This is a genomic window from Hydrogenophaga sp., from assembly GCF_019635465.1.
Taxonomy (GTDB): domain Bacteria; phylum Pseudomonadota; class Gammaproteobacteria; order Burkholderiales; family Burkholderiaceae_C; genus Hydrogenophaga.
The window spans coordinates 21,897-42,452 of record NZ_JAHBZK010000007.1; the positions used below are offsets into that span (position 1 = coordinate 21,897).

The 20,556-nt window shown below is 68.1% G+C and carries 23 protein-coding genes; 2 read left to right on the forward strand and 21 right to left on the reverse strand.

Annotated elements, in window-relative coordinates:
* Nucleotides 1-15 precede the first annotated feature (15 nt).
* The 6 genes from hscB to uvrB form a co-directional block, all read right to left on the reverse strand.
* Nucleotides 16-534 (reverse strand): Fe-S protein assembly co-chaperone HscB, encoded by a 519-nt coding sequence (hscB, locus tag KF871_RS07735; protein ID WP_291140305.1) that lies wholly within the window; start codon nucleotides 532-534, stop codon nucleotides 16-18.
* A 56-nt stretch (nucleotides 535-590) separates the two neighbouring features.
* Nucleotides 591-914: an iron-sulfur cluster assembly protein IscA gene (gene iscA, locus KF871_RS07740; RefSeq protein ID WP_291140307.1), complete on the reverse strand. Its 324-nt coding sequence runs from the start codon at nucleotides 912-914 to the stop codon at nucleotides 591-593.
* Nucleotides 915-918: 4 nt separating this feature from the next.
* Nucleotides 919-1,305, reverse strand: a complete 387-nt coding sequence (gene iscU, locus KF871_RS07745; protein ID WP_291140309.1) for a Fe-S cluster assembly scaffold IscU — start codon at nucleotides 1,303-1,305, stop codon at nucleotides 919-921.
* 12 nt (nucleotides 1,306-1,317) lie between these two features.
* On the reverse strand, nucleotides 1,318-2,535 hold the full coding sequence (locus KF871_RS07750) for an IscS subfamily cysteine desulfurase (protein ID WP_291140315.1): 1,218 nt from the start codon (nucleotides 2,533-2,535) through the stop codon (nucleotides 1,318-1,320).
* A gap of 108 nt (nucleotides 2,536-2,643) precedes the next feature.
* Nucleotides 2,644-3,180: a Fe-S cluster assembly transcriptional regulator IscR gene (gene iscR, locus KF871_RS07755; protein ID WP_291140317.1), complete on the reverse strand. Its 537-nt coding sequence runs from the start codon at nucleotides 3,178-3,180 to the stop codon at nucleotides 2,644-2,646.
* A 221-nt stretch (nucleotides 3,181-3,401) separates the two neighbouring features.
* The gene (uvrB, locus tag KF871_RS07760) at nucleotides 3,402-5,498 is read right to left on the reverse strand and encodes an excinuclease ABC subunit UvrB (RefSeq protein ID WP_291140319.1); all 2,097 of its coding nucleotides are present in this window, start codon (nucleotides 5,496-5,498) and stop codon (nucleotides 3,402-3,404) included.
* A 51-nt stretch (nucleotides 5,499-5,549) separates the two neighbouring features.
* Between uvrB and KF871_RS07765 the strand changes: the two genes are divergently transcribed.
* Nucleotides 5,550-6,152, forward strand: coding sequence for a 3'-5' exonuclease (locus KF871_RS07765; protein ID WP_291140321.1), 603 nt, complete (start codon nucleotides 5,550-5,552; stop codon nucleotides 6,150-6,152).
* On the opposite strand, the gene KF871_RS07770 is transcribed toward KF871_RS07765, so the two are convergent.
* Both KF871_RS07770 and KF871_RS07775 read right to left on the reverse strand, forming a co-directional pair.
* Nucleotides 6,131-7,021, reverse strand: a complete 891-nt coding sequence (locus KF871_RS07770; RefSeq protein ID WP_291140323.1) for an alpha/beta hydrolase — start codon at nucleotides 7,019-7,021, stop codon at nucleotides 6,131-6,133. The genes KF871_RS07765 and KF871_RS07770 overlap by 22 nt on opposite strands.
* The gene (locus KF871_RS07775; protein WP_291140325.1) at nucleotides 7,018-8,220 is read right to left on the reverse strand and encodes a PLP-dependent aminotransferase family protein; all 1,203 of its coding nucleotides are present in this window, start codon (nucleotides 8,218-8,220) and stop codon (nucleotides 7,018-7,020) included. The genes KF871_RS07770 and KF871_RS07775 overlap by 4 nt, the downstream gene beginning before the upstream one ends.
* A gap of 89 nt (nucleotides 8,221-8,309) precedes the next feature.
* Here KF871_RS07775 and nth point away from each other — a divergent pair, with 89 nt between their 5' ends.
* A complete protein-coding gene (nth, locus tag KF871_RS07780) occupies nucleotides 8,310-8,945 on the forward strand; it encodes an endonuclease III (protein WP_291140327.1) in 636 nt (211 codons plus the stop codon).
* Nucleotides 8,946-8,970: 25 nt separating this feature from the next.
* Here the strand turns inward: nth and KF871_RS07785 are convergent, their stop codons facing one another.
* From KF871_RS07785 to KF871_RS07845, 13 genes are read right to left on the reverse strand one after another with little or no spacing between them, the layout of a single operon-like run.
* Nucleotides 8,971-9,525 (reverse strand): histidine phosphatase family protein, encoded by a 555-nt coding sequence (locus KF871_RS07785; RefSeq protein ID WP_291140329.1) that lies wholly within the window; start codon nucleotides 9,523-9,525, stop codon nucleotides 8,971-8,973.
* Entirely contained in the window at nucleotides 9,522-10,322 is an 801-nt protein-coding gene (locus KF871_RS07790) for an adenosylcobinamide-GDP ribazoletransferase (protein ID WP_291140715.1), read from the reverse strand. The genes KF871_RS07785 and KF871_RS07790 overlap by 4 nt, the downstream gene beginning before the upstream one ends.
* A gap of 8 nt (nucleotides 10,323-10,330) precedes the next feature.
* Complete coding sequence (cobT, locus tag KF871_RS07795) at nucleotides 10,331-11,398, reverse strand: nicotinate-nucleotide--dimethylbenzimidazole phosphoribosyltransferase (protein ID WP_291140331.1); 1,068 nt, start codon at nucleotides 11,396-11,398, stop codon at nucleotides 10,331-10,333.
* Nucleotides 11,399-11,416: 18 nt separating this feature from the next.
* Entirely contained in the window at nucleotides 11,417-12,865 is a 1,449-nt protein-coding gene (locus KF871_RS07800; RefSeq protein WP_291140333.1) for a cobyric acid synthase, read from the reverse strand.
* 4 nt (nucleotides 12,866-12,869) lie between these two features.
* The gene (bioB, locus tag KF871_RS07805; RefSeq protein WP_291140335.1) at nucleotides 12,870-13,877 is read right to left on the reverse strand and encodes a biotin synthase BioB; all 1,008 of its coding nucleotides are present in this window, start codon (nucleotides 13,875-13,877) and stop codon (nucleotides 12,870-12,872) included.
* Nucleotides 13,874-14,914: an aminotransferase class I/II-fold pyridoxal phosphate-dependent enzyme gene (locus tag KF871_RS07810; protein ID WP_291140337.1), complete on the reverse strand. Its 1,041-nt coding sequence runs from the start codon at nucleotides 14,912-14,914 to the stop codon at nucleotides 13,874-13,876. Before KF871_RS07810 ends, bioB begins: the two co-directional genes overlap by 4 nt.
* On the reverse strand, nucleotides 14,911-15,885 hold the full coding sequence (cbiB, locus tag KF871_RS07815) for an adenosylcobinamide-phosphate synthase CbiB (protein WP_291140339.1): 975 nt from the start codon (nucleotides 15,883-15,885) through the stop codon (nucleotides 14,911-14,913). The genes KF871_RS07810 and cbiB overlap by 4 nt, the downstream gene beginning before the upstream one ends.
* Nucleotides 15,885-16,466 carry a cob(I)yrinic acid a,c-diamide adenosyltransferase gene (gene cobO, locus KF871_RS07820; RefSeq protein ID WP_291140341.1) on the reverse strand — a complete coding sequence of 194 codons (582 nt, stop codon included), beginning with the start codon at nucleotides 16,464-16,466 and terminating at the stop codon, nucleotides 15,885-15,887. Before cobO ends, cbiB begins: the two co-directional genes overlap by 1 nt.
* Nucleotides 16,456-17,247: an ABC transporter ATP-binding protein gene (locus KF871_RS07825; RefSeq protein WP_291140343.1), complete on the reverse strand. Its 792-nt coding sequence runs from the start codon at nucleotides 17,245-17,247 to the stop codon at nucleotides 16,456-16,458. The genes cobO and KF871_RS07825 overlap by 11 nt, the downstream gene beginning before the upstream one ends.
* On the reverse strand, nucleotides 17,244-18,299 hold the full coding sequence (locus KF871_RS07830; RefSeq protein WP_291140345.1) for an iron ABC transporter permease: 1,056 nt from the start codon (nucleotides 18,297-18,299) through the stop codon (nucleotides 17,244-17,246). Before KF871_RS07830 ends, KF871_RS07825 begins: the two co-directional genes overlap by 4 nt.
* Complete coding sequence (locus tag KF871_RS07835) at nucleotides 18,296-19,162, reverse strand: ABC transporter substrate-binding protein (protein ID WP_291140347.1); 867 nt, start codon at nucleotides 19,160-19,162, stop codon at nucleotides 18,296-18,298. Before KF871_RS07835 ends, KF871_RS07830 begins: the two co-directional genes overlap by 4 nt.
* A complete protein-coding gene (locus KF871_RS07840; protein WP_291140349.1) occupies nucleotides 19,159-19,725 on the reverse strand; it encodes a bifunctional adenosylcobinamide kinase/adenosylcobinamide-phosphate guanylyltransferase in 567 nt (188 codons plus the stop codon). The genes KF871_RS07835 and KF871_RS07840 overlap by 4 nt, the downstream gene beginning before the upstream one ends.
* Entirely contained in the window at nucleotides 19,718-20,539 is an 822-nt protein-coding gene (locus KF871_RS07845) for an ABC transporter substrate-binding protein (protein ID WP_291140351.1), read from the reverse strand. The genes KF871_RS07840 and KF871_RS07845 overlap by 8 nt, the downstream gene beginning before the upstream one ends.
* Nucleotides 20,540-20,556: the final 17 nt, after the last annotated feature.

Below are 20,556 nucleotides of genomic sequence, written 5' to 3' on the forward strand. Positions count from 1 at the left end.
ACAAGGGCAAGCCGGCTATTGTCCCAGTTGGTCGAGGCGGTCTTCCACATCTTGCGCAAAGCGCTCAATGAACATGAGGGCTCTGACTTGACGCGCTGCCTCTGGGGCGTCGTCATTGATGTCCAGCGCCTGTTGCAGGGCGAGCAGGCGACCTCGTCGCGCCGTGCTCACTTCGTCTGCGAGACGCTCCAGCGAGCCAGCGTCATTCGCTTCGTCCAGTGCCTCGCGCCAGGCCAGCTGCTGCATCAGAAAGTCGCCGGGCATGGCCGTGTTGCGCTCGGCATCGATGGCAGCCCCTCTGCGCTCGCACAGGTAAGCCGCGCGCTGGACCGGATCCTTCAACCGCTGGTAGGCCTCGTTGATGCGCACAGACCACTGCATGGCCTGACGCTGGGACTGCGCATCAGCGCTCGCATGGCGGTCCGGATGTGCCGTCTGCTGCAAGGCCTTCCAACGCGCGTCCAGTTCGCCACGCGCAACGTCAAAGCGCTCGGGCAAACCGAAAATCTCGAAATCGCTGGACAGAAGATTCATCGGCAAAGAAAAACCGCCAAGGCTGTTGCCGGGCGGTCGTTCCCTCGTGCAATCAATCAGATGCGGAAACTCTCACCGCAGCCGCATCGATCCCGCTCGTTGGGGTTGTTGAACCTGAAGCCCTCATTGAGGCCTTCGCGGACGAAATCCAGCTGGGTGCCGTCGATATAGGCCAGGCTCTTGGGATCAACCAGCACCTTCACGCCGTTGTCCTCGAAGACCACATCCTCGGGTGCGACTTCATCGGCGTACTCGAGCTTGTAGGCCAGGCCCGAACAACCCGTGGTTTTGACGCCGAGCCGAACACCCACACCCTTTCCCCGCTTGGCGAGGTAACGCGTGACGTGCCGTGCGGCCGATTCCGAAATCGTGACAGCCATGGGCTCAGTTCGCGTGCTTCTTGCGGTAGTCGTCCACAGCCGCCTTGATGGCGTCTTCGGCCAGGATCGAGCAGTGGATCTTCACCGGCGGCAAGGCCAGCTCTTCCGCAATCTGGCTGTTCTTGAGCGCGGCCGCTTCGTCAAGCGTCTTGCCCTTGACCCATTCGGTCACGAGTGAGCTGGACGCGATGGCCGAACCGCAGCCATAGGTCTTGAATCGTGCGTCTTCGATCACGCCAGTGCTGGGGTTCACCTTGATCTGCAGCTTCATCACGTCGCCGCAGGCCGGCGCACCCACCATGCCGGTGCCAACCGATTCGTCGCCCTTGTCAAAGGAGCCAACGTTGCGCGGGTTTTCGTAGTGATCAACGACTTTTTCTGAATAGGCCATGCTTGTTCTCCTTCAATGCGCTGCCCACTGGATGGTGGACAGGTCGATGCCATCCTTGAACATCTCCCACAAGGGCGAGAGCTCGCGCAGCTTCGCGACGTTCTCCTTGATGGTCTGGATGGCGAAATCGATCTCTTCCTCGGTCGTCCAGCGGCCGATCGTCATGCGCAGGCTGCTGTGGGCCAACTCATCGCTGCGGCCCAGGGCGCGCAACACATAGCTGGGCTCCAGGCTGGCCGATGTGCAGGCCGAACCCGACGACACCGCGATGCCCTTGATACCCATGATCAACGACTCGCCCTCAACGTAGTTGAAGCTCATGTTCAGGTTGTGCGGCACGCGACGGGTCTCGTGCCCATTGATGAACACCTCTTCGATGCCCTTCAAGCCATCGAGCAAGCGATCATGCAAGGCTTGGATACGCTTGTTCTCTTCGTGCATCTCGGCCTTCGCAATCCGATAGGCCTCGCCCATGCCCACGATCTGGTGGGTAGGCAGAGTGCCCGAACGCATGCCACGTTCGTGACCGCCGCCGTGCATCTGCGCTTCGATGCGCACGCGCGGTTTGCGACGCACATACAGCGCACCGATGCCCTTGGGGCCATAGGTCTTGTGGCTGGTCAGGCTCATCAGGTCGACCGGCAGTTGCTGCATGTCGATGTCCACGCGCCCAGTCGCCTGTGCCGCGTCGACGTGGAAGATCACGCCCTTTTCGCGGCAAGCCGCGCCGAGTGCAGCGATGTCCTGCACCACACCGATCTCGTTGTTGACGAACATGACCGAGGCCAGGATGGTGTCGGGTCGGATCGCCGCCTTGAACACATCAAGGTCAACCAGGCCATCGGCCATCACATCCAGGTAGGTCACTTCGAAGCCCTGGCGCTCCAGCTCGCGGCAGGTATCGAGCACGGCCTTGTGTTCGGTCTTGACCGTGATGATGTGCTTGCCTTTGCCCTTGTAGAAATGGGCTGCGCCCTTGAGCGCCAGGTTGTCTGACTCGGTAGCGCCGCTGGTCCAGACGATCTCGCGCGGATCGGCATTGATCAGGGCGGCGACCTGCTCGCGCGCGGTTTCAACCGCCTTCTCGGCTTCCCAGCCCCAGGCATGGCTGCGTGACGCCGGATTGCCGAAGTGCTCGCGCAACCAGGGAATCATGGCGTCCACCACCCGCGGATCGCAGGGGTTGGTGGCGCTGTAGTCCATGTAAATCGGAAAGTGCGGCGTGCTCATGGGGAATCGTTCTGGTGGAAATCGTTCGATCATCGACGCGACGGCGCGCACGGGCTTCAATGCCCCTGGCGCTGCCATGGCTGCAGCGGGCAGAGCCCGCCGCCCGTGTCACTTTGACAGCGCCACGCCTCCAAGGGCGAACACCGAGTTGGGGGCGTTCACGCGAATGGGCTTGACCACCGGCTGACTGGAGATGGCGCGTTTGATCATGGGAGCGTTCTCCACCACCACGCCCTTGGCCAGTTGTTGGTCCACGAGTGACTGCAGGGTCACCGAGTCGAGAAAGTCGACCATCTTGGCGTTGAGCTGGGCCCAGAGCTCATGCGTCATGCAGCGCTGACCATCGCCCATGCAGTTTTCCTTGCCACCGCATTGTGTGGCGTCGATGGGCTCGTCGACGGACACGATGATGTCCGCCACCGTGATGTCGGCGGCCTTGCGGCCGAGCGTGTAACCACCGCCCGGCCCGCGGGTGGACTCGACCAGCTCATGTCGGCGCAACTTGCCGAAAAGCTGTTCCAGGTAGGACAGAGAAATTTGCTGGCGTTGGCTGATGGCTGCCAGCGTGACCGGGCCGTTGTTCTGGCGCAGGGCCAGATCGATCATGGCGGTGACCGCAAAGCGGCCTTTCGTGGTGAGGCGCATTTCAAGCTCCTTGAGCGTTGGCTTGACCGTCGTGTTGATGTCCGTCGGCCCCTGCCGTAGCGGACGCTGTTCTCCACCGCCCCGGCCCCACTTGGAGGCCCCCTTCGACTGCAGGTTCCCGACTGTTTCCGTCGAGTATACCCGAAAAGCTGACTGAATTGCTCGGCATTGTACCGCGGATGCGGCAGTGCAGCAGGCCGGCATAGCGTCCGGCAATCGAATCAGGTCACGTGATCGTGGCCATCTGCTCCAAAGACACGGGCCTTGAGCCGCGCCAATTGGTCACGCACCTGGGCCGCCTGCTCGAACTCCAGGTTGCGGGCATGTTCGAGCATGAGTTTTTCCAGCCGCTTGATTTCGCGGGCCACGTCCCTTTCGCTGAGCTCGTCAAGTTCGGCCCGCGCCGCACTTTCGGCCGCCAGGCGATCGGCCTCCTTGCCCGCCTTCTCGCTGTACACGCCGTCGATCAAGTCCTTGATGCGCTTGTTGACGCTGCGCGGCGATATGCCATGGGCCAGGTTGTGAGCCAATTGTTTGGCGCGACGGCGCTCTGTCTCGTCCATGGCCGCCTTCATGGAGGCAGTGACCTGGTCGGCATACAGGATGGCCTTGCCGTTGAGGTTGCGGGCCGCGCGGCCGATCGTCTGGATCAGGCTGCGCTCGGACCGCAAAAAACCTTCCTTGTCGGCGTCGAGGATGGCCACCAGCGACACCTCGGGAATGTCCAGGCCCTCGCGCAGCAGGTTGATACCGACCAGCACATCAAACGCGCCAAGGCGAAGGTCACGGATGATTTCCACGCGCTCGACGGTGTCGATGTCGCTGTGCAGATAGCGCACTTTTACCCCGTTCTCGTTGAGGTAGTCGGTGAGCTGCTCGGCCATGCGCTTGGTCAGCGTGGTGATGAGCACGCGCTCGTTGCGCTCGACGCGCCCACGGATCTCCTGCAGCACGTCGTCCACCTGGTGCGTCGCCGGGCGGACCTCCAGCTCCGGATCAACCAACCCGGTGGGGCGCACCAGTTGTTCGACCACCTTGCCTGCGTGCTGCTTCTCGTAGTCGGCTGGCGTGGCCGACACGAACACCACCTGCCGCATGCGCTGCTCGAATTCATCGAACTTGAGCGGTCGGTTGTCAAGCGCACTGGGCAGGCGAAAGCCGTACTCCACCAGCGTGGTCTTGCGCGCGCGGTCGCCGTTGTACATACCACCCAACTGCCCGATGAGCACGTGGCTCTCGTCCAGGAACATGACCGCATCGCGTGGCAGGTAGTCGGTCAGGGTCGAAGGTGGATCGCCGGGTCGTGCCTGCGAGAGGTGTCGCGTGTAGTTCTCGATGCCCTTGCAATGCCCGACTTCGCTGAGCATTTCCAGATCGAACCGCGTGCGCTGCTCCAGCCGCTGCGCTTCGACCAGCTTGCCCATGCCCACCAGCTCCTTCAGGCGCTGGTCGAGTTCGAGCTTGATCGATTCCACCGCCTGCAGCACCTGCTCTCGCGGCGTCACGTAGTGACTGCTCGGGAACACGGTGAAGCGCGGAATCTTCTGGCGCACCTTGCCGGTGAGCGGATCGAACAACTGCAGGCTTTCGATCTCGTCGTCGAACAACTCGATGCGGATCGCCATCTCGGAATGCTCGGCCGGAAAAACGTCAATGGTGTCTCCCCGCACGCGGAACTTGCCGCGGCCGAAATCCATCTCGTTGCGGGTGTATTGCATGCGCACCAGCTGGGCGATGACATCGCGCTGGCCCAGCTTGTCGCCCACCCGCAGCGTCATCACCATCTGGTGGTAGCTCTCGGGTTTGCCAATACCGTAGATCGCCGACACGGTCGCCACGATCAGCACATCGCGCCGCTCCAGGATGCTCTTGGTGCAGCTCAGGCGCATCTGCTCGATGTGCTCGTTGATCGCGCTGTCCTTTTCGATGAACAGGTCGCGCTGCGGCACATAGGCCTCGGGCTGGTAGTAGTCGTAGTAGCTGACGAAGTACTCGACCGCGTTCTTCGGGAAGAACTCGCGGAACTCGCTGTAGAGCTGCGCCGCCAGCGTCTTGTTGGGCGCAAACACGATCGCCGGGCGGCCCACGCGCGCGATCACGTTGGCCATGGTGAATGTCTTGCCCGAGCCGGTCACACCCAGCAGGGTCTGGAACACTTCGCCATCCTCAATGCCCTCCACCAGTTGCGCGATGGCTTCGGGTTGGTCCCCTGCCGGCGGGTACGGCAGGAACAGCTCAAAGGGCGAGCCGGGGAACTGGACGAATTCGCCTTCCGGGGGCGACTCGGCGGTGGCTTCAGGCAGCGTGGGCGTGGGCATCGCGTGATTGTGCCGGCTGCGCCAAGCCCCCACCCGCTATGCTGGCGCGCCATGACCCAGCGAGAGACCCAACCCACGCCCAGCAAGGAGGCCATCGACGCCCTGCCTCCGTTCCCATCGCTCGACCTGGCCGCGATCACGCTGGTGCAGACCGCCGCGCAGGCCCAGGCGGCAGCACGCGCCCTGCAGGACGACGGCTGGTGGGGGTTCGACACCGAGTCGCGCCCGACCTTCCTGAAAGACCAGGTGTCGGACGGTCCGCACGTGGTGCAGTTGGCCACGCTGAACCACGCCTGGGTGTTTTTGCTGCACGACACCGCCTGCCGCACTGAAGTCGCTCGCCTGCTGGCCTTGCCCACGACACGCAAAGCCGGCTTTGGCTTGCGCGACGACCAGTTGCGCATCCGCAGCAAGCTGGGCGTGGAGGCGGCGGGCGTGCTGGAGCTCAACGCCGTGTTCCGAGAACGCGGCTACCGCAAGGACATGGGCGTGAAAGCGGCGGTGGCGGTGTTGTTCGGGCAACGCTTTGCCAAGAGCAAGAAGGCCGCCACCAGCAACTGGTCGGCGCGCACCCTCAGCGAATCGCAGATCCTGTACGCCGCCAATGACGCCTGGGCGGCCCGCAAAGTGGCTCAGGCCTTGGGCTTGGGCTGAGTCGGCCCCAGCAACCAGTCCTTCACGACCGCGTTGAACTCGGCCGGCTTCTGGCGCATCACCCAGTGGCCGGTGTCCAGCGACTTGGCCGCGCAGCCTGTAGTGCGATTGAGGTGGCGCACCCAGCGGCTCGAATGGAACATGAACGGCTTGCGCCGGCCGTACACGTACAAGCCCGGCAGTTGCTCGCCGATGAGCTTGTCCACTGGTGCCAGCCCACGCATACCGCCAAACGCCTTGAACCAGGTCATGGCATAGGGGTAGTTCATTTCCCAGCCCATGGACTGGGGATCGTTGCGACAGCCAATGCTGCGCGCCATCCAGCGCGTCATGCGGTTGGCCAGTGCGGGAAGGCGCTCGCCCAGCTGCCAGGCCAGCGCCAGCCAGATCTGGTAACCGGCGATCATGAGTTTCTCGCGCACCCCGAGGCCACGCATGTACTCGCCGCTGTTGTGATCGCCCACGTCCACGCAGACGATGCGCGCCACGCGATCACGGTGCCGGGCAGCGAACTCACAGCCGAACACGCAACCCCAGTCGTGCAACACCAGGGTCACCGGCACCCCCGGGCTGGCGGCATCAACGATGGCCAGCACCAGGTCGCAGACCTCATCCACCGAGCTTGGCCGCAGCCCCTTGGTCAGGTCGAACCCCGGCAAGTGAAACCGCACGCAGCGAAAGTGTTCACCCAACGAGGCCACGGTGGTGTCCCACAGCGCTGGCGTGTCGGGCCAGCCATGCAACATCACCAGGGTATCGGCGCCACGCCCGTCGATGAACACATCGACATCGTCGATCACCAGCTCGGGCGCCGGCCCGGGCACGGTGTCGGGGGAGTCGGGCGTGTCCGCCGGCGCCGCTTCGGTCATAGCGCCCTTCCCAGCCGGGCAATGCCCTCTTCGATCTTGTCGATCGGAGCGGTGGCAAAACTCAAGCGCAGCGTGGCGTTCACCGGCTGGCTGGCAAAGAACGGCGCGCCAGGCACAAAGGCCACGCCCTGCTCAATGGCCTGTTTGGCAAAGGCCGCACCGTCGGCCACTTTGCCGCCCACGCCGGTCAGGCTGGCCCAGACGAACAGGCCGCCTTGCGGATCGACAAACGAAATGGCGTCGCCCAACTCGCGCCGCAGGGCGGTCGTCATGGCGGTGGCACGCTCGGCATAGACGCGGCGTACGCGGTCCAGCGTGGCCGGCATGCGACCGGCCTTGAGGTATTGCGCCGCAGTGGCCTGGGCAAAGGTGCTGGTGTGCGCGTCGCTGAACTGTTTGCACATGGTGGCCTTGGCCAGCAGCTCGGCCGGCGCCACCATCCAGCCCACGCGCAGGCCCGGGCTGAGGACCTTGCTCAGCGAGCCGCAGTGCACGATCAGATCGCGCGCACCCGGCACGTCGGCCGACAGCGCCAGCAGGCTGGGCGGCGGTGCCTCGCCAAAGTACAGGTCGCCATAGGGGTCGTCTTCCACGATCAGCGTCTGGTGCTTGACCGCCGCTGCCAGCACCGCCTTGCGGCGTGCCAGCGGCATCAGGGCACCGCTGGGGTTGCCGAAGGTGGGGATGAGGTAGACGAACTTGGGTTTGTGCTCGGCAATCAGCTCGGCCAGCCTGTCGGTTTGCGCACCCTGCCCGTCCACTGGCACGGTGATGAGGTCGGCGCCGTACAGGCGGAAGCACTGAATGGTGGCGAGGAAGGTGGGGCCTTCGACAATGACCTTGTCGCCGGGCGAGATCAGGGTCTTGCCCAGCAGGTCCAGCGCCTGCTGGCTGCCGGTGGTGACGATCAGGTCGTTGGCGGTTACGCCACGCGCGCCCTTGCTGGCCATGAAGGCCGCCAGCTGGTCGCGCAGCGGGCCGTGCCCTTCGGTCGCGCCATACTGCAGCGCCGCGCCCGGCTCCTCGCTCAGCGCCGCGTTGACCGCCTCGCGGATGCCGTCGACGTCGAACAGCGCGCTGTCCGGGAAGCCACCGGCAAAGCTGATGATTCCGGGCTTGCCCAGCAGCTTGAACAGCTCGCGGATGGCGGAGGTTTCGACGTTGTTGAGGCGATCGGCAAACGGCGTGGTGAAAGGCATGGGCAAGGCGACCTGTTGGAGCAAAGCCCGCATTGTCACCAAACCGGGCGGTTTCGTCCTGCTCGAACGACACCCTAGACTCCGCCGCCATGAAGCGCGATCACATAGCCCCCTTCTTCGCCACCCTGGCCGCGGCCAACCCCCACCCACAGAGCGAGCTCGAATACACCACCGTGTTCGAATTGCTGGCCGCAGTGCTGCTGTCGGCCCAGGCCACCGATGTGAGCGTCAACAAGGCAACGCGCAAGCTCTTCCCCGTGGCCAACACGCCGCAGGCCATCCTGGACCTCGGGCTGCAAGGCCTGGAGAACCACATCAAGACCATCGGCCTCTTTCGCAGCAAGGCCAGGCACCTGATGGAGACCTGCCGCATCCTGGTGGAGCGCCACGGCGGTGAGGTGCCGCACACGCGCGAAGCGCTGGAAGCCCTGCCCGGCGTGGGCCGCAAGACAGCCAACGTGGTGCTCAACGTGGCCTTTGGCGAGCCAACCATGGCGGTGGACACGCACATCTTCCGGGTCAGCAACCGCACCGGCCTCGCGCCGGGCAAGACGCCGCTCGCGGTGGAGCAGCAGTTGATGAAGCGGGTGCCGCCAGCCTACGCCGTGGACTCGCATCACTGGCTGATCCTGCTCGGGCGCTATGTGTGCCTGGCGCGCAAGCCGCAGTGCCACCGCTGCTCGGTGGCGGCGTATTGCGACTATTCGCCCAAGACTGCCGCCTGAGACCCGCGGCACAGCGACCTCAGGCTCAGAACTCGATGACCTGCAGCTCACCCTGCGCGGGCGCCTCTCGCGGCCATTCGGAAGCCGATCCGATCCGACGCGGCCCATGGGCCTTCAGGTAGCTGGCGGCGCGGATCACACCCGCGTGCGTCACCCAGGCCGCCTCGCGAATGCCGGCGCCGTGCAGTTCCAGCACCAGTGAGGCCACCCGGTCGATCACCTGCTGCGTGCACTCCTCGCCCCCGAAACGGTGCAGCGCGAAGTCGGCCATCCAGTCGTCGAAGGCCGCGCGCGGCACCGCCGCCCAGGGCTGCATTTCCCAGCGACCGAAGTCCATTTCGTTCAATCGGGTATCCACCCGCGCGGCGCCCAGGTCGGGCCGCTCGCGTTGCAGCACCGCAGCCAGTTGCTGGGCGCGCGTGAGGCCCGACACCCACAGCGGCACGAAGCGCGGCAAGGCCGCGGCAGCGGCCTGCGCAGCCGCCACCGTCGCCTCGGCGCGGGCCGGTGCGTCGGTGATGCCGTAGCAAAGCCCATCAGGCAAGGCCACGGCGGCATGGCGGATCAACCAGAGTTTCATAGGCTCAGTGCAAGTGCCAAGTAGAACAGCAGTTCGCTCACCTGTTGTGTCGCCCCCAGGCCATCGCCGGTGAAACCCTGCAGGCGGCGTTGCAGCCAGCCCCGCATCCAGGCCGTGCCGAGCAAGGCGCCCAGTGTCGCCGACCACCAAGGCGTGGTCGGGTACAGCCACACCACCAGGCACATGGCCAGCGCCGTCCACAGGCCGGCGGCCAGCAGCGCGCCCGGCGACAGGCTGTCGGCCAGCGGTTTGCTCTTGGAGCCGGCCGCATCGCCCACGTGTGGCAGCGTGTAGATGACCAGCAGCGGCATCGCGCGGGACACCACCTGCGCCGCAAACACCGCGACCACTGCGCGCAGGGCGTCGCTTTGCGCCAGCAGCACCAGCAAGCTCACCTTGGCCAGCAGTGCCAGCACCAGCGCGATGGCACCGAAACTGCCGATGCGCGAGTCCTTCATGATTTCCAGCGCGCGGGCACGATCGGCGCTGCCCCCAAGGCCATCGAACAGGTCGGCCAGACCGTCCTCGTGGAAGGCGCCCGTGAACAGCACACCGGCGATGGTGGCGCCCACCGCCGCCACCCAGGGTGAAGCGGGCAACGGCGGCAGACACCACTGCAAGGCAAAGAAGACCCCGCCCATCCACACGCCCGCCAGCCAGCCCACGCCCGGAAAATGCGCCGCACTGGCGCGCAACATGGCCGGGCTGAAACCCACCCAGTCCGCCAGGCGCCCGGTCACCGGCACACGGCTGAAGAACTGCAGTGCCAGCAGGTAGTGGCGCAGAAAGCGGCTCAAGGACACGTTCAGGCCTTCTCGCGGGCACCCACGTCGGTAGTCGCACCAGACACCCCGGCGCTGTCAAAGCTGGCCATCTCGCCCAGCAAGGCGCAGGCGCTCACCAGCAGCGGCCAGGCCAGCGCCGCGCCGGATCCTTCGCCCAGGCGCAGGCCCAGGTCAAGCAGCGGCTCGGCACGCAGGTGGGCCAGCATGAGCGCATGGCCGCGCTCGCCCGAGCGGTGCGCGAACACACACCGCTGCAGCACATGAGGGCGCAGCCGCGCGGCCACGAGCACCGCGCTGCTGGCGATGAAGCCGTCAACCACGATCACCCGGCGTTCGGCCGCGGCCTGCAACACGGCGCCCACCAGCGTCGCGATCTCGAAGCCGCCGAACGCGGCCAGTGCCGACAGGGGCGCCACCGCATCGGGGTGCCGTTGAAGCACCGCTTGCAGCACGGCGACCTTGCGTTGCACGGCCTCGGCATCGAGCCCGGTGCCAGCGCCGGTGACGTCGGCCACGGCCAGCCCGGCCAGGCGCGCCAGCAGCAGCGATGCCGCCGAGGTGTTGCCGATGCCCATCTCACCCAGCAACAGCGCGTTGCCGGGCAGGTCCTTCACGATCGCCATGCCGTTGGCGATGGCGGTGTCGCACTGTTCGGCACTCATGGCCGCTTGCGCCAGCGCGTCGGCCGTGCCCTCGGCGACCTTGCGCACCAGCAAGCCCGGGCGCGGCGCGAAGGGGTGACGCACGCCGCAGTCCACCACGGTCAGCGCCAGCCCGTGCTGGCGCGCGAGCACGCTCACGGCCGCGCCACCGGCCAGAAAGTTCTCCACCATCTGCCAGGTCACGTCGCTGGGGTAGGCCGACACGCCGCGCGCCGCCAGGCCGTGGTCGCCCGCGCACACCAGCATCTGCGGTTGCAGCAGTCGGGGCGAGGGCGTGCCCAGGATGGCGCCCAGGCGTTGGGCCAGCCGCTCGATCTGCCCCAGCGAACCCAGCGGCTTGGTCTTGCTGTCCATGGCGCGTTGCAAGGCGGTGGCCAGTGCGTCATCGTGCAGGTCATCGACGGCGGGCACGCTCGAGAGGGTCATCAGGTTCTCCTACAGATATCAGGGCGCGACCAACGCATCGAGCACGCCCGGCCGACAGTGGGCCTGCAGCGCATCGGCCAGGCGGTCGAACACGGTGTCCAGCGTCGGCACTTGGGCGCCGAACAAGGCCTGCAGCGCCCGGGGATCTTCAAACAGGCCGTGCAGGTACACGCCAAGCACGTTGCCAGCGCCGTTGCACCAGGCCAGGCCGGGCATGACCTCCCGCACCTGAGCACCGGCCGCGAGCATGGCCGGGTGCGGTGCCGTCTGGCCGTGGTGAATCTCGTAGCCGGCCACCGCAACGGCCGACAGCGCCGACCAGGCACCGGGCAGCGGCGAAAAACTGGCCACCGTGTGGCGCACGGTCTTCTCGCGCGCAAAGCTCGTCACCAGCGGCAGCAAACCCAGGCCCGGTGCGTTGCCGTCGATGCCCTCGGTGTCGATCAGGGCCTCGCCCAGCACCTGCAAACCACCGCAGATGCCCAGCACCCGGCCACCGCGCGCGGCGTGCTCGCTCACCCAGCGGTCCAGGCCTTGTTCGCGCAACCAGGCCAGATCGGCCGCGGTGGACTTGCTGCCCGGCAACACGATCACGTCCGCCCGCGGCGCGTCGCCCGGGGCGCGCACCCACTGCAGGCGCACGCCAGGCACGTTCTTGAGTGGCTGAAACTCGTCGAGGTTGCTGATGCGCGGCCAGGCCACCACCGCCACCGTGGTGTGCACCGCGCCGGTGGCATGCCCGCGGTCGTCGAACACGCCATCCTCTTCCGGCAGGCTGTGCTGCCACTGCATGGGCACCACGGCCACCGTGGGCACGCCCGTGAGTTGCTGCAACTGCTCGGGGCCCGGCGCCAGCAGCGCCGCATCGCCGCGAAACTTGTTGAGCACGAAGCCCCGCAGTCGCGCCCGATCGGACTCGGCCAGCAAGGCCCAGGTGCCGTAGAGGTGGGCGAAGGCGCCACCCCGGTCGATGTCGGTGACCAGCAGGCAACGGGTGTTGGCTTCTCGCGCCACACGCAGGTTGACGATGTCGTTGGCCATCAGGTTGATCTCGGCGGGCGAGCCCGCGCCCTCGATCACCACCACGTCGTTCTCGGCCATCAGTTCGTGCAGCGCCTGTCGCACCGTGGGCCAGGCGCGTTCACCGCGCTCGCGCCAGGGCAAGGCGGTCAACGCCGGGTCCACTCGCCCCATCAGCACGTACTGGCTGTGCGTGTCGGCCTCGGGTTTGAGCAGCACCGGGTTCATGCGCACCTCAGGCATGGCGCGCGCCGCGAGCGCCTGAAAGTACTGCGCACTGCCGATCTCACCGCCCTGCACCACCCGGGCGTTGTTGCTCATGTTCTGGGCCTTGAACGGCGCCACCTTGAGGCCCTGGCGCACGTAATGGCGGCACAGTGCGGTGGCCAGCCAGCTCTTGCCGGCCCCGCTGCTGGTGCCCAGCACCATCACGCACACCGCTGCCATGGCGTCAGCCCTGTCTTGCGCGCAGGCCCAGGCGGGCCAGCAGGGCGCGGTCGGCGTCCACGTCGGGGTTGCCGGTGGTGAGCAGCTTGTCGCCGTAGAAGATGCTGTTGGCACCGGCCAGGAAGCACAGCGCCTGCACCGCCTCGCCCATCTGCTGCCGCCCAGCCGACAGGCGCACCTTGGCGCGCGGCATGGTGATGCGCGCCACCGCGATGGTGCGCACGAACTCGAAGGGGTCGAGATCGGGCTGATCGGCCAGCGGCGTGCCCGCGACCTTGACCAGGTGATTGATGGGCACCGACTCCGGGTAGTCGGGCGTCAGGTTGGCCAGCTGTGCCACCAGGCCCGCTCGCTGGCGGCGCGACTCGCCCATGCCGACGATGCCGCCGCAGCAGACCTTCACGCCCGCGCCACGCACACGTTGCAGGGTGTCGAGGCGGTCCTGGTAGTCGCGCGTGCTGATGATGTCGCCGTAGAAGCCGGGGTCGCTGTCGAGGTTGTGGTTGTAGAAGTCCAGGCCCGCGTCGCGCAGCTGTTCGGCGTGGCCCTCGTCGAGCATGCCCAGGGTGGCGCAGGCCTCCAGCCCCTCGGCCTTGACCACGCGCACCAGTTCGGCCACTGCGGCGACGTCGCGGTCCTTGGGTGCGCGCCAGGCAGCGCCCATGCAAAAGCGCGTGGCGCCGGCCGAGCGCGCTGCGCGCACCGCCGTGCGCACCGCCTCGACGTCCATCAACTTGGCGGCCGCCACGCCCGTGTCGTGGTGCACCGACTGCGGACAGTAACCGCAGTCCTCGGGGCAGCCGCCGGTCTTGACGGACAAGAGCGTGGCGAGCTCGATCTCCTGCGGGTTGTGGTGCTCACGGTGCACGGTCTGTGCGCGGTGCAGCAGGTCGGCAAACGGCAGGTCGAACAGGGCTTCGATGGCCTCGACCTGCCAGCGCCGCGCCTGCGTGTCGGGCGCTCGGCTCGTGTGCAGGCGGACGGTCTGTTCCTTGAGGGTGTCGGTGGTCATGGTGATCGGGTCTCCGGAGCGGGGGCATTGTCGCCCTCGTGTGAGTGGTTCCAGGCAGCCAGCAGGGCATCTTGCGAGGCCGGCGCACGCACGCCCAGCCGCACATGGCCGGGCAGGCCGAACGAGGCGCAGTCGCGCAGCTTGACGCCGTGGTGGCGCCGCAGCGCGTCCAGCCGCCGGGTTGGTTGTTCGCCCGGCAAGCGGGCAACAAAGTAGTTGGCCTCGCTGGGCAGCACCTGCCAGCCCAGCGATTCGCAGACCGCTTGCTGGCGCTGCTTCCAGCCGCGCAGAGAGTCGGCGCAGCCGTGCACCCAGGCCTGCACCTCGGGCAGCGACCAGGCCCTCAGCATGGCCTCTGCGTGCGCGCCGAGCGGCCATGAGGGCGCCAAGGCATGCAAGGCGCCCAAGGCGTCGCCCGATTGCGTGGGCGCAATGGCATAGGCCCCGCGCACACCCGTCATGCCAAGCGCCTTGTTGGGCGACCAGAGTTGCCAGATCCGATCCAGCACACTCGCGGCGAGCGATGACTCGCCTTGCAGCCGCAGCGGTGCGTAGGCGCGGTCGAGCACCAGGGTCTGCCCGTCGCGCAGACCGTGCACGCGCTGCGCCAGGCCTTCGTCAGCTTGCCCCAGCGGCGTCGACGGCTCACAGGCCCAGATCAGGCGCGCATCCTCGGCCCGCGCAGCACGCGGCAGACGCCAGGCCAGGGCCGCGCGCGCGCAATCGCCGTAGTGGTGCGGCGGCAACCACACACTCGCCCCGGCCGATTGTGCGGCCCAGGCGGTAAGGCGCTGGATGCCTTCGCTGGCGCTGGCCAGCAGCAGCACGCGCCGCGGGTCCACCTGGTGCAGGGCCGCCAGCGCGGTCCGCAGATGGGTGGCCGCGGGGTCGGGGTAGTGCGTCGGGTCGGCGTCGCGCACCATGGCCAGCGCCACAGGGCAAGGGCCGCAGGCGTTCGCATTCGTCGAGAAGTCGTGCATGGGCACACCGAGCGCGTCGGCGCCACCGTGCACAGAGTCAAGGCCGATCACGCTCATCGCCAGGCGCCCACCGCAACCAACGAACACACGGCCACCACCCACAGCGCGCCACCCAGCCACAGCGCGCGCGAGCCCAGTGCAATCGCCAACGCCACATCGCCCTCCGTGGGCGATCGTCCCGTCGCGTGCAGTGTGTAGACGCCCGGCTTGCGCAGTCGCAGGCCTTGCACCAGCGCCAGGGCCGCCATGGGCCAGCCGCTGTTGGGCGACGGTGTGCGGCGCGCCTCGCGCCACAAGGCGCCCCACCCTCGCCCGGCGCCGCCGGCCAGCATCAGCAGCACGGCCGTGATACGCGCCGGCACCCACGACAACACGTCGTCGACCCGCGCGGCCCACTGGCCGGCCCAGGTCCAGTCGCGCGCCAGGCCCTGGGCGTCGCGGCGCAGGCCGTCGTAGCCCCACATCGCGTCCGCCGTGTTGGCCCAGCGGTACAAGGCCGCGCCCGGCAGGCCCGCGATCGCAAACCACAACAACGGCGCCACCACCGAATCGTTGAGGTTCTCCGCCAGCGATTCGATGGCGCTTTCGCGCACCGCCGCCGCGTCCAGCGCAGCGGTGTCGCGGCTCACCAGCCAGGACAGACGCTCGCGCCCGGCGACCAGCGACTGCGCCAGTGCCTGCTCGACCGAGGCCACCTCTTCGCGCAGGCAGCGCCAGGCCAGCAGGGGCTTGAGGCACACACCCAGCAGCAGCGCAGACCCCCAGTTACCCAGCGGAGCGACCAGCCATTGCACGGCCCAGGCCAGCGCCACCACCAGCGTGGCGCCCAAGGCCCAGGCCACCACGCCCGACAACCATTCGCGCAGACCGAAAACCGCGCGCGCCTGTTCACGCACCGGCGCCACCCGACGGCCCATCGCCGACAGCAGCCGCCCCATCCAGACCACCGGGTGCCACGCGGCCCGCGGCTCACCCCAGCAGCGGTCGATCGCCAGCGCCACCGCCACGCTCAGCAGGCCCTCGACCATCAGTCCTCGATGCCGCGCTGGGCCGGCACGCCCGCGTTGAAGGCGTGCTTGACCTTGGTCATCTCGGTCACGGTGTCCGCCAGTTCGATCAGTTCCGGCGGGCAGCGCCGGCCGGTGATCACCACGTGCACATCGCGCGGGCGTTGCTGCAGGGCGTCGATCACCCATGGCAGCGGCAGCCAGCCATAGATCAGCGGGTAGGTGAGTTCGTCGAGCACCACCATGAAGTGCTCGCCGCTCAGGATGGCCGCGCGCGCCCGCTCCCAGCCGTCGCGCGCCAGTTGCGCCGAGCGCTCCAGGTCCTGGCTCTTCCAGCTGAAGCCATCGCCGAGCCCTTCGATCGGCAGGCCAAGCTGCTCGAACATGCGGTGCTCGCCAAAGCGCGCTGTAGGCACCTTCATGAACTGGAAGATGCGCACCCCTTTGCCGTGCACATGCGTGCGCCCGAACGCTCGCAGCGCCAGGCCGAAGGCCGCCGTGCTTTTGCCCTTGCCGTCACCGGTGTGCACGATCACCAGGCCGCGGCGTTCGCCCTCGGGCTTGTCGTAAGGCTTCTCGCTCGGCGGTGTCTCAATCTGCATGGGCTTCTCCGGTCTGCAGCCTGGGCAGCGCGGTCCATTGCGCGCCCACGGCCTGGATGTGGATGCGGTGGTCGAACACCGCTTCAAGCGCGCCGTGGGTGGCCGCGTCGCCGCTGGCACCGTGGTGGGCCAGCCGGCCTTCGCGCATCACGACCACGTCGTCGGCGTGCAGGGCCAGGCCAATCTCGTGCAGCACGCTGACCACGGTGTGCCCGTGCTGCACCAGATCGCGCACCAGCTGCAGCCAGTCGGCCTGGTGGGGCGGGTCGAGGTTGGCCAGCGGTTCGTCCATCAGCAGCACCTGCGCCTGCACCGCCAGCGCACGCGCCAGCAGCACCCGCTGGCGCTCGCCGCCCGAGAGCGACCCGAGGGCGCGCTCGCGCCAGTCCCAGGCCTGGGTGGCGCGCAAGGCCTGTTCCACGGCGGTGTGGTCCTGCGCACTCGGCGAACCCAGCCAGGCCTGTTGCGGCAGCCGGCCCAGCATGGCCACGTCGATCACGCGCAGGTCTTCTCCGGCGTCCTGGTTCTGCCCCAGCCAGGCCAGGTGGCGCGCCCGCTCGCGGCGGGGCCATTGCGCCAGTGCCCGCCCCCGCAGCTGCACCGTGCCGGCCGACGGCGCCAGCAGCCCCGCCAGCACGCGCAAGAGCGTCGACTTGCCCGCGCCATTGGGGCCGACCACACTGGTCCAGCGCCCCGGTGCCAGCTCGAGGTCGATGCCATGCAGCACCTCGGCCTCGCCCAGGCGGGCATGCAGGCCGCTCACCGCAAAGGCCGCCGTCATGACAGCCCTCCGCCGCTCACGCGCCGATGCATCAGGTACAGCAGGTACCCGCCACCGAGCACCGCGGTGAGCACACCCACCGGCAGCTCCTGCGGCGCGATGACGCCGCGCGCCAGCACGTCGGCGCCCGCCAGCAAGACCGCGCCCATCAGGCTGGCCAGGGGCATCAGGCGGCTGTGCGTGGTCTTGACGGCGGCACGCACCAGGTGCGGCGCGGCCAGCCCCACGAAGGCAATCAAACCGGTTTGCGCCACCGCCGTGCCGGTGGCCAGGGCCAGCACCGCCACCAGCGCGGCGCGCAATGGCGCCAGCGGCAGGCCCAGGCTCAGCGCGGTGGATTCGCCCAGCGCCAGGCCATCGAGCACGCGCGCCAGGGCCCAGGCCAGCGCCAGGCACAGGCCCCACACCACGGCCATCAAGGCCATGGCCGACCAACCGACGAAGCCGGTCGAGCCAAGCAGGAACGCCTGCATGGCCTGCAGCGAGTCGGGTGAAAAGATCAGCACCAGCGAGGTGAACGCGCCCAGCACCACGCCCACGATCACGCCCGCCAGCAGCAGGCGCAGCGTGTGCTGCACACCGCGCGCCAGCATCAGCGTGAGCAGCACCGCGCCCACCGCACCCAGAAAGGCCGCACCCGTGAGGCCCAGGCGCACCGCCCAATCGCCCGAGTACACCGACACCGCTGCCGCGGTGCCGGCCCCGCCCAGCATGCCGGCCGCGCCACCCATGAGCGCCAGCGCCAGCGACACGCCCAGCGATGCGCCGGCCGCGCTGCCCAGCAGGTAAGGGTCGGCCAGGGGGTTGCGAAACAAACCTTGCGCCACCGCGCCACCCAGGCCCAGCAAGGCGCCCGCGCACCAGGCACCCAGCGTGCGCGGCAAGCGGATGTCCCACACGATCTGGCGGGTCACCGGATCGTGCTGCGCCTGCATCAGCGTGGACCACACGCCGTCAAAGCCGGTGCTGCCCACGCCCACGCCCAGCACCCACAGCACCACACTCAGCAGCACCAACAACAGCGCCAGGTGACGCGGACGCGTGAGGCTCATCGGGCAGCCCCTGGCGCGTGCTCGCGCAGGCAGCGCGCCATCAGCTGCGCACCTTCGGCCATGCGGGGGCCGGGGCGCACCAGGATGTCGGCCTGTGCCGGCGCGAACACACACACCCGCTGCTCGCGCACCGCGCGAATGGCGCCCCAGCCCGGGCGCTGCTGCAGGGCCTGTGCATTGCGCGCGCCGATCATGATCAGGTCGGGGTTGGCGCGCACCACGAACTCGGGGTTGAGCTTGGGAAACGGCCCGAGCTCGGCCGGCAATATGTTCTGCACCCCCAGCCGCGTCAGCGTCTCGCCAATGAAAGATGAGGCCCCCGCGCCATAGGGCCCGCTGTTGACTTCGAAATACACCCGCGTGCTGCGCAGCACCGGCGGCAACGACTGCGCCGCCGCCGACACCCCCGCGTCGATGGCACGCCACACCTGGCCCGCATCGTTCACGCCCAGCAGCGCGCCCATGCGCTCGAGCACCCGTCGCATGTCGGCGTGGGTTTTGGGCTCAAGCGCCACCACCTTCAGCCCCAGCGCTTCAAGACGCGCCGCCGCGCGAGACGACGTGGCCAGCAACACCACGTCCGGCCGCAAGGCGACGATGGCTTCGATCTGCGGGTCAATGCCGCCGCCCACCTGGGGCAAGGCGCGCACGGCGGCAGGCCAGTTGGAGTAGCGGTCCACCCCAACCAGGAGCGCGCACTGGTCGAGCGCGCACACCGTCTCGGTCAGCGATGGCAGCAGGCTCACGATGCGTTGCGGCGGCGCCGCCAACACCACCGTAGCACCACGGTCGTCGACCACGCGCACCTCGGCCTGCGCGCCCAGGCAGCAGCACATCAACAGCAGGCAGACGAGTCGCTTCATGGTGTTTTCAAACCCAAGGGCAGGCCGGCGGCCATCAAAGTCACGCGCGGGCAAATGGCAGCCACTGCCTGGTTCAGGCGCCCCAGCGTGTCCACGAAGCCGCGCACCTCGGCGCCCAGTGGCACCACGCCCAGACCGATCTCGTTGCTCACCAGCACCACCGGCCCGGGGACGCGGCGCAAGCTGTCGCACAGCCCGTCGATGAGCTTTTGCGGCGACATGGTCGACGGCCCCGAGCGCATCGGCATGAGGTGGTGCGTGAGCCACAGCGTCAGGCAATCCACCAGCACCAGCGTGTCGGCGCGGCTGGCGCGCGCGATGGCGTCGGCCAGGCGCAAGGGTTCCTCGATCAAGCCGATGCCGGGCAGGCGCGCCGCGCGGTCTTGCTGGTGACGGCGGATGCGTTCGCCCATTTCGGCGTCGCCCGGCACGGCCGTGGCCACGAAGGTTGCCCGGTGCGCCGGGCTGGCCGCCAGCCAGGCCTGGGCGCGCGATTCCGCCAGGCGTGACTTGCCGCTTTTCTGGCCGCCCAGAATCAGCTCGGTGGTGATGGCCTCAGCCATGGCGCGCGCCCCAGGCCATGACGATGCGGTGCAGCTGCTCGACACCATCGGTGAGCGCGGCCGGCCCGGGCTGCAGGATGTCGGCCGACTTGATCTCGTGCAGCTCGCCGTCGCGCACCGCGGGCACGTCCTGCCAGCCCGGGCGCGCCGCCACCCGCTCGGGGCGGAACTTCTTGCCGCACCAGGAGCCGACGACGATGTCGGGCGCGCGTTCGACGATTCGAAAGGGCTCGCCGATGATGCGGTCCTTGCCCATGGGCATGGCCGCCAGCTCGGGGAAACAATCGTCACCGCCGGCGATGCCCATCAGCTCCGACACCCAGCGGATGCCGCTGATGCAGGGCTCGTCCCATTCCTCAAAGTACACCTTCGGCCGCCGCGGCAAGGCCGATGCGGCGGCGGCCATCCCGGCAAGCCGCGCCTGCGTGCGCGCGATCCAGGCCATGCCCCGCTCGGCCTCACCCACCAGCGCCGCCACCTGCAGCAGCATGTCGAAGATCTGCGCCACGCTGCGTTGGTTGAACACCGTCACCTGCACACCGGCGCGGACCAGCGCCGATGCGATGTCGGCCTGCAGGTCGGAGAACCCGAACACGCAGTCCGGCTCCAGCGCCAGGATCTTGTCGATCTTCGCGCTCAGGAAGGCGCTCACGCGCGGCTTCTCCTCGCGCGCCCGGCGTGGGCGCACGGTGTAGCCCGAGATGCCCACGATGCGCGCCTCCTGACCCAGCAGATAGAGCCACTCGGTGGTCTCCTCGGTCAGACAGACGATGCGTTGCGGGCCGCTCGGGGCGCGGGAGAAGTCGGCGGGCATTGGGGGAATTTACTTGG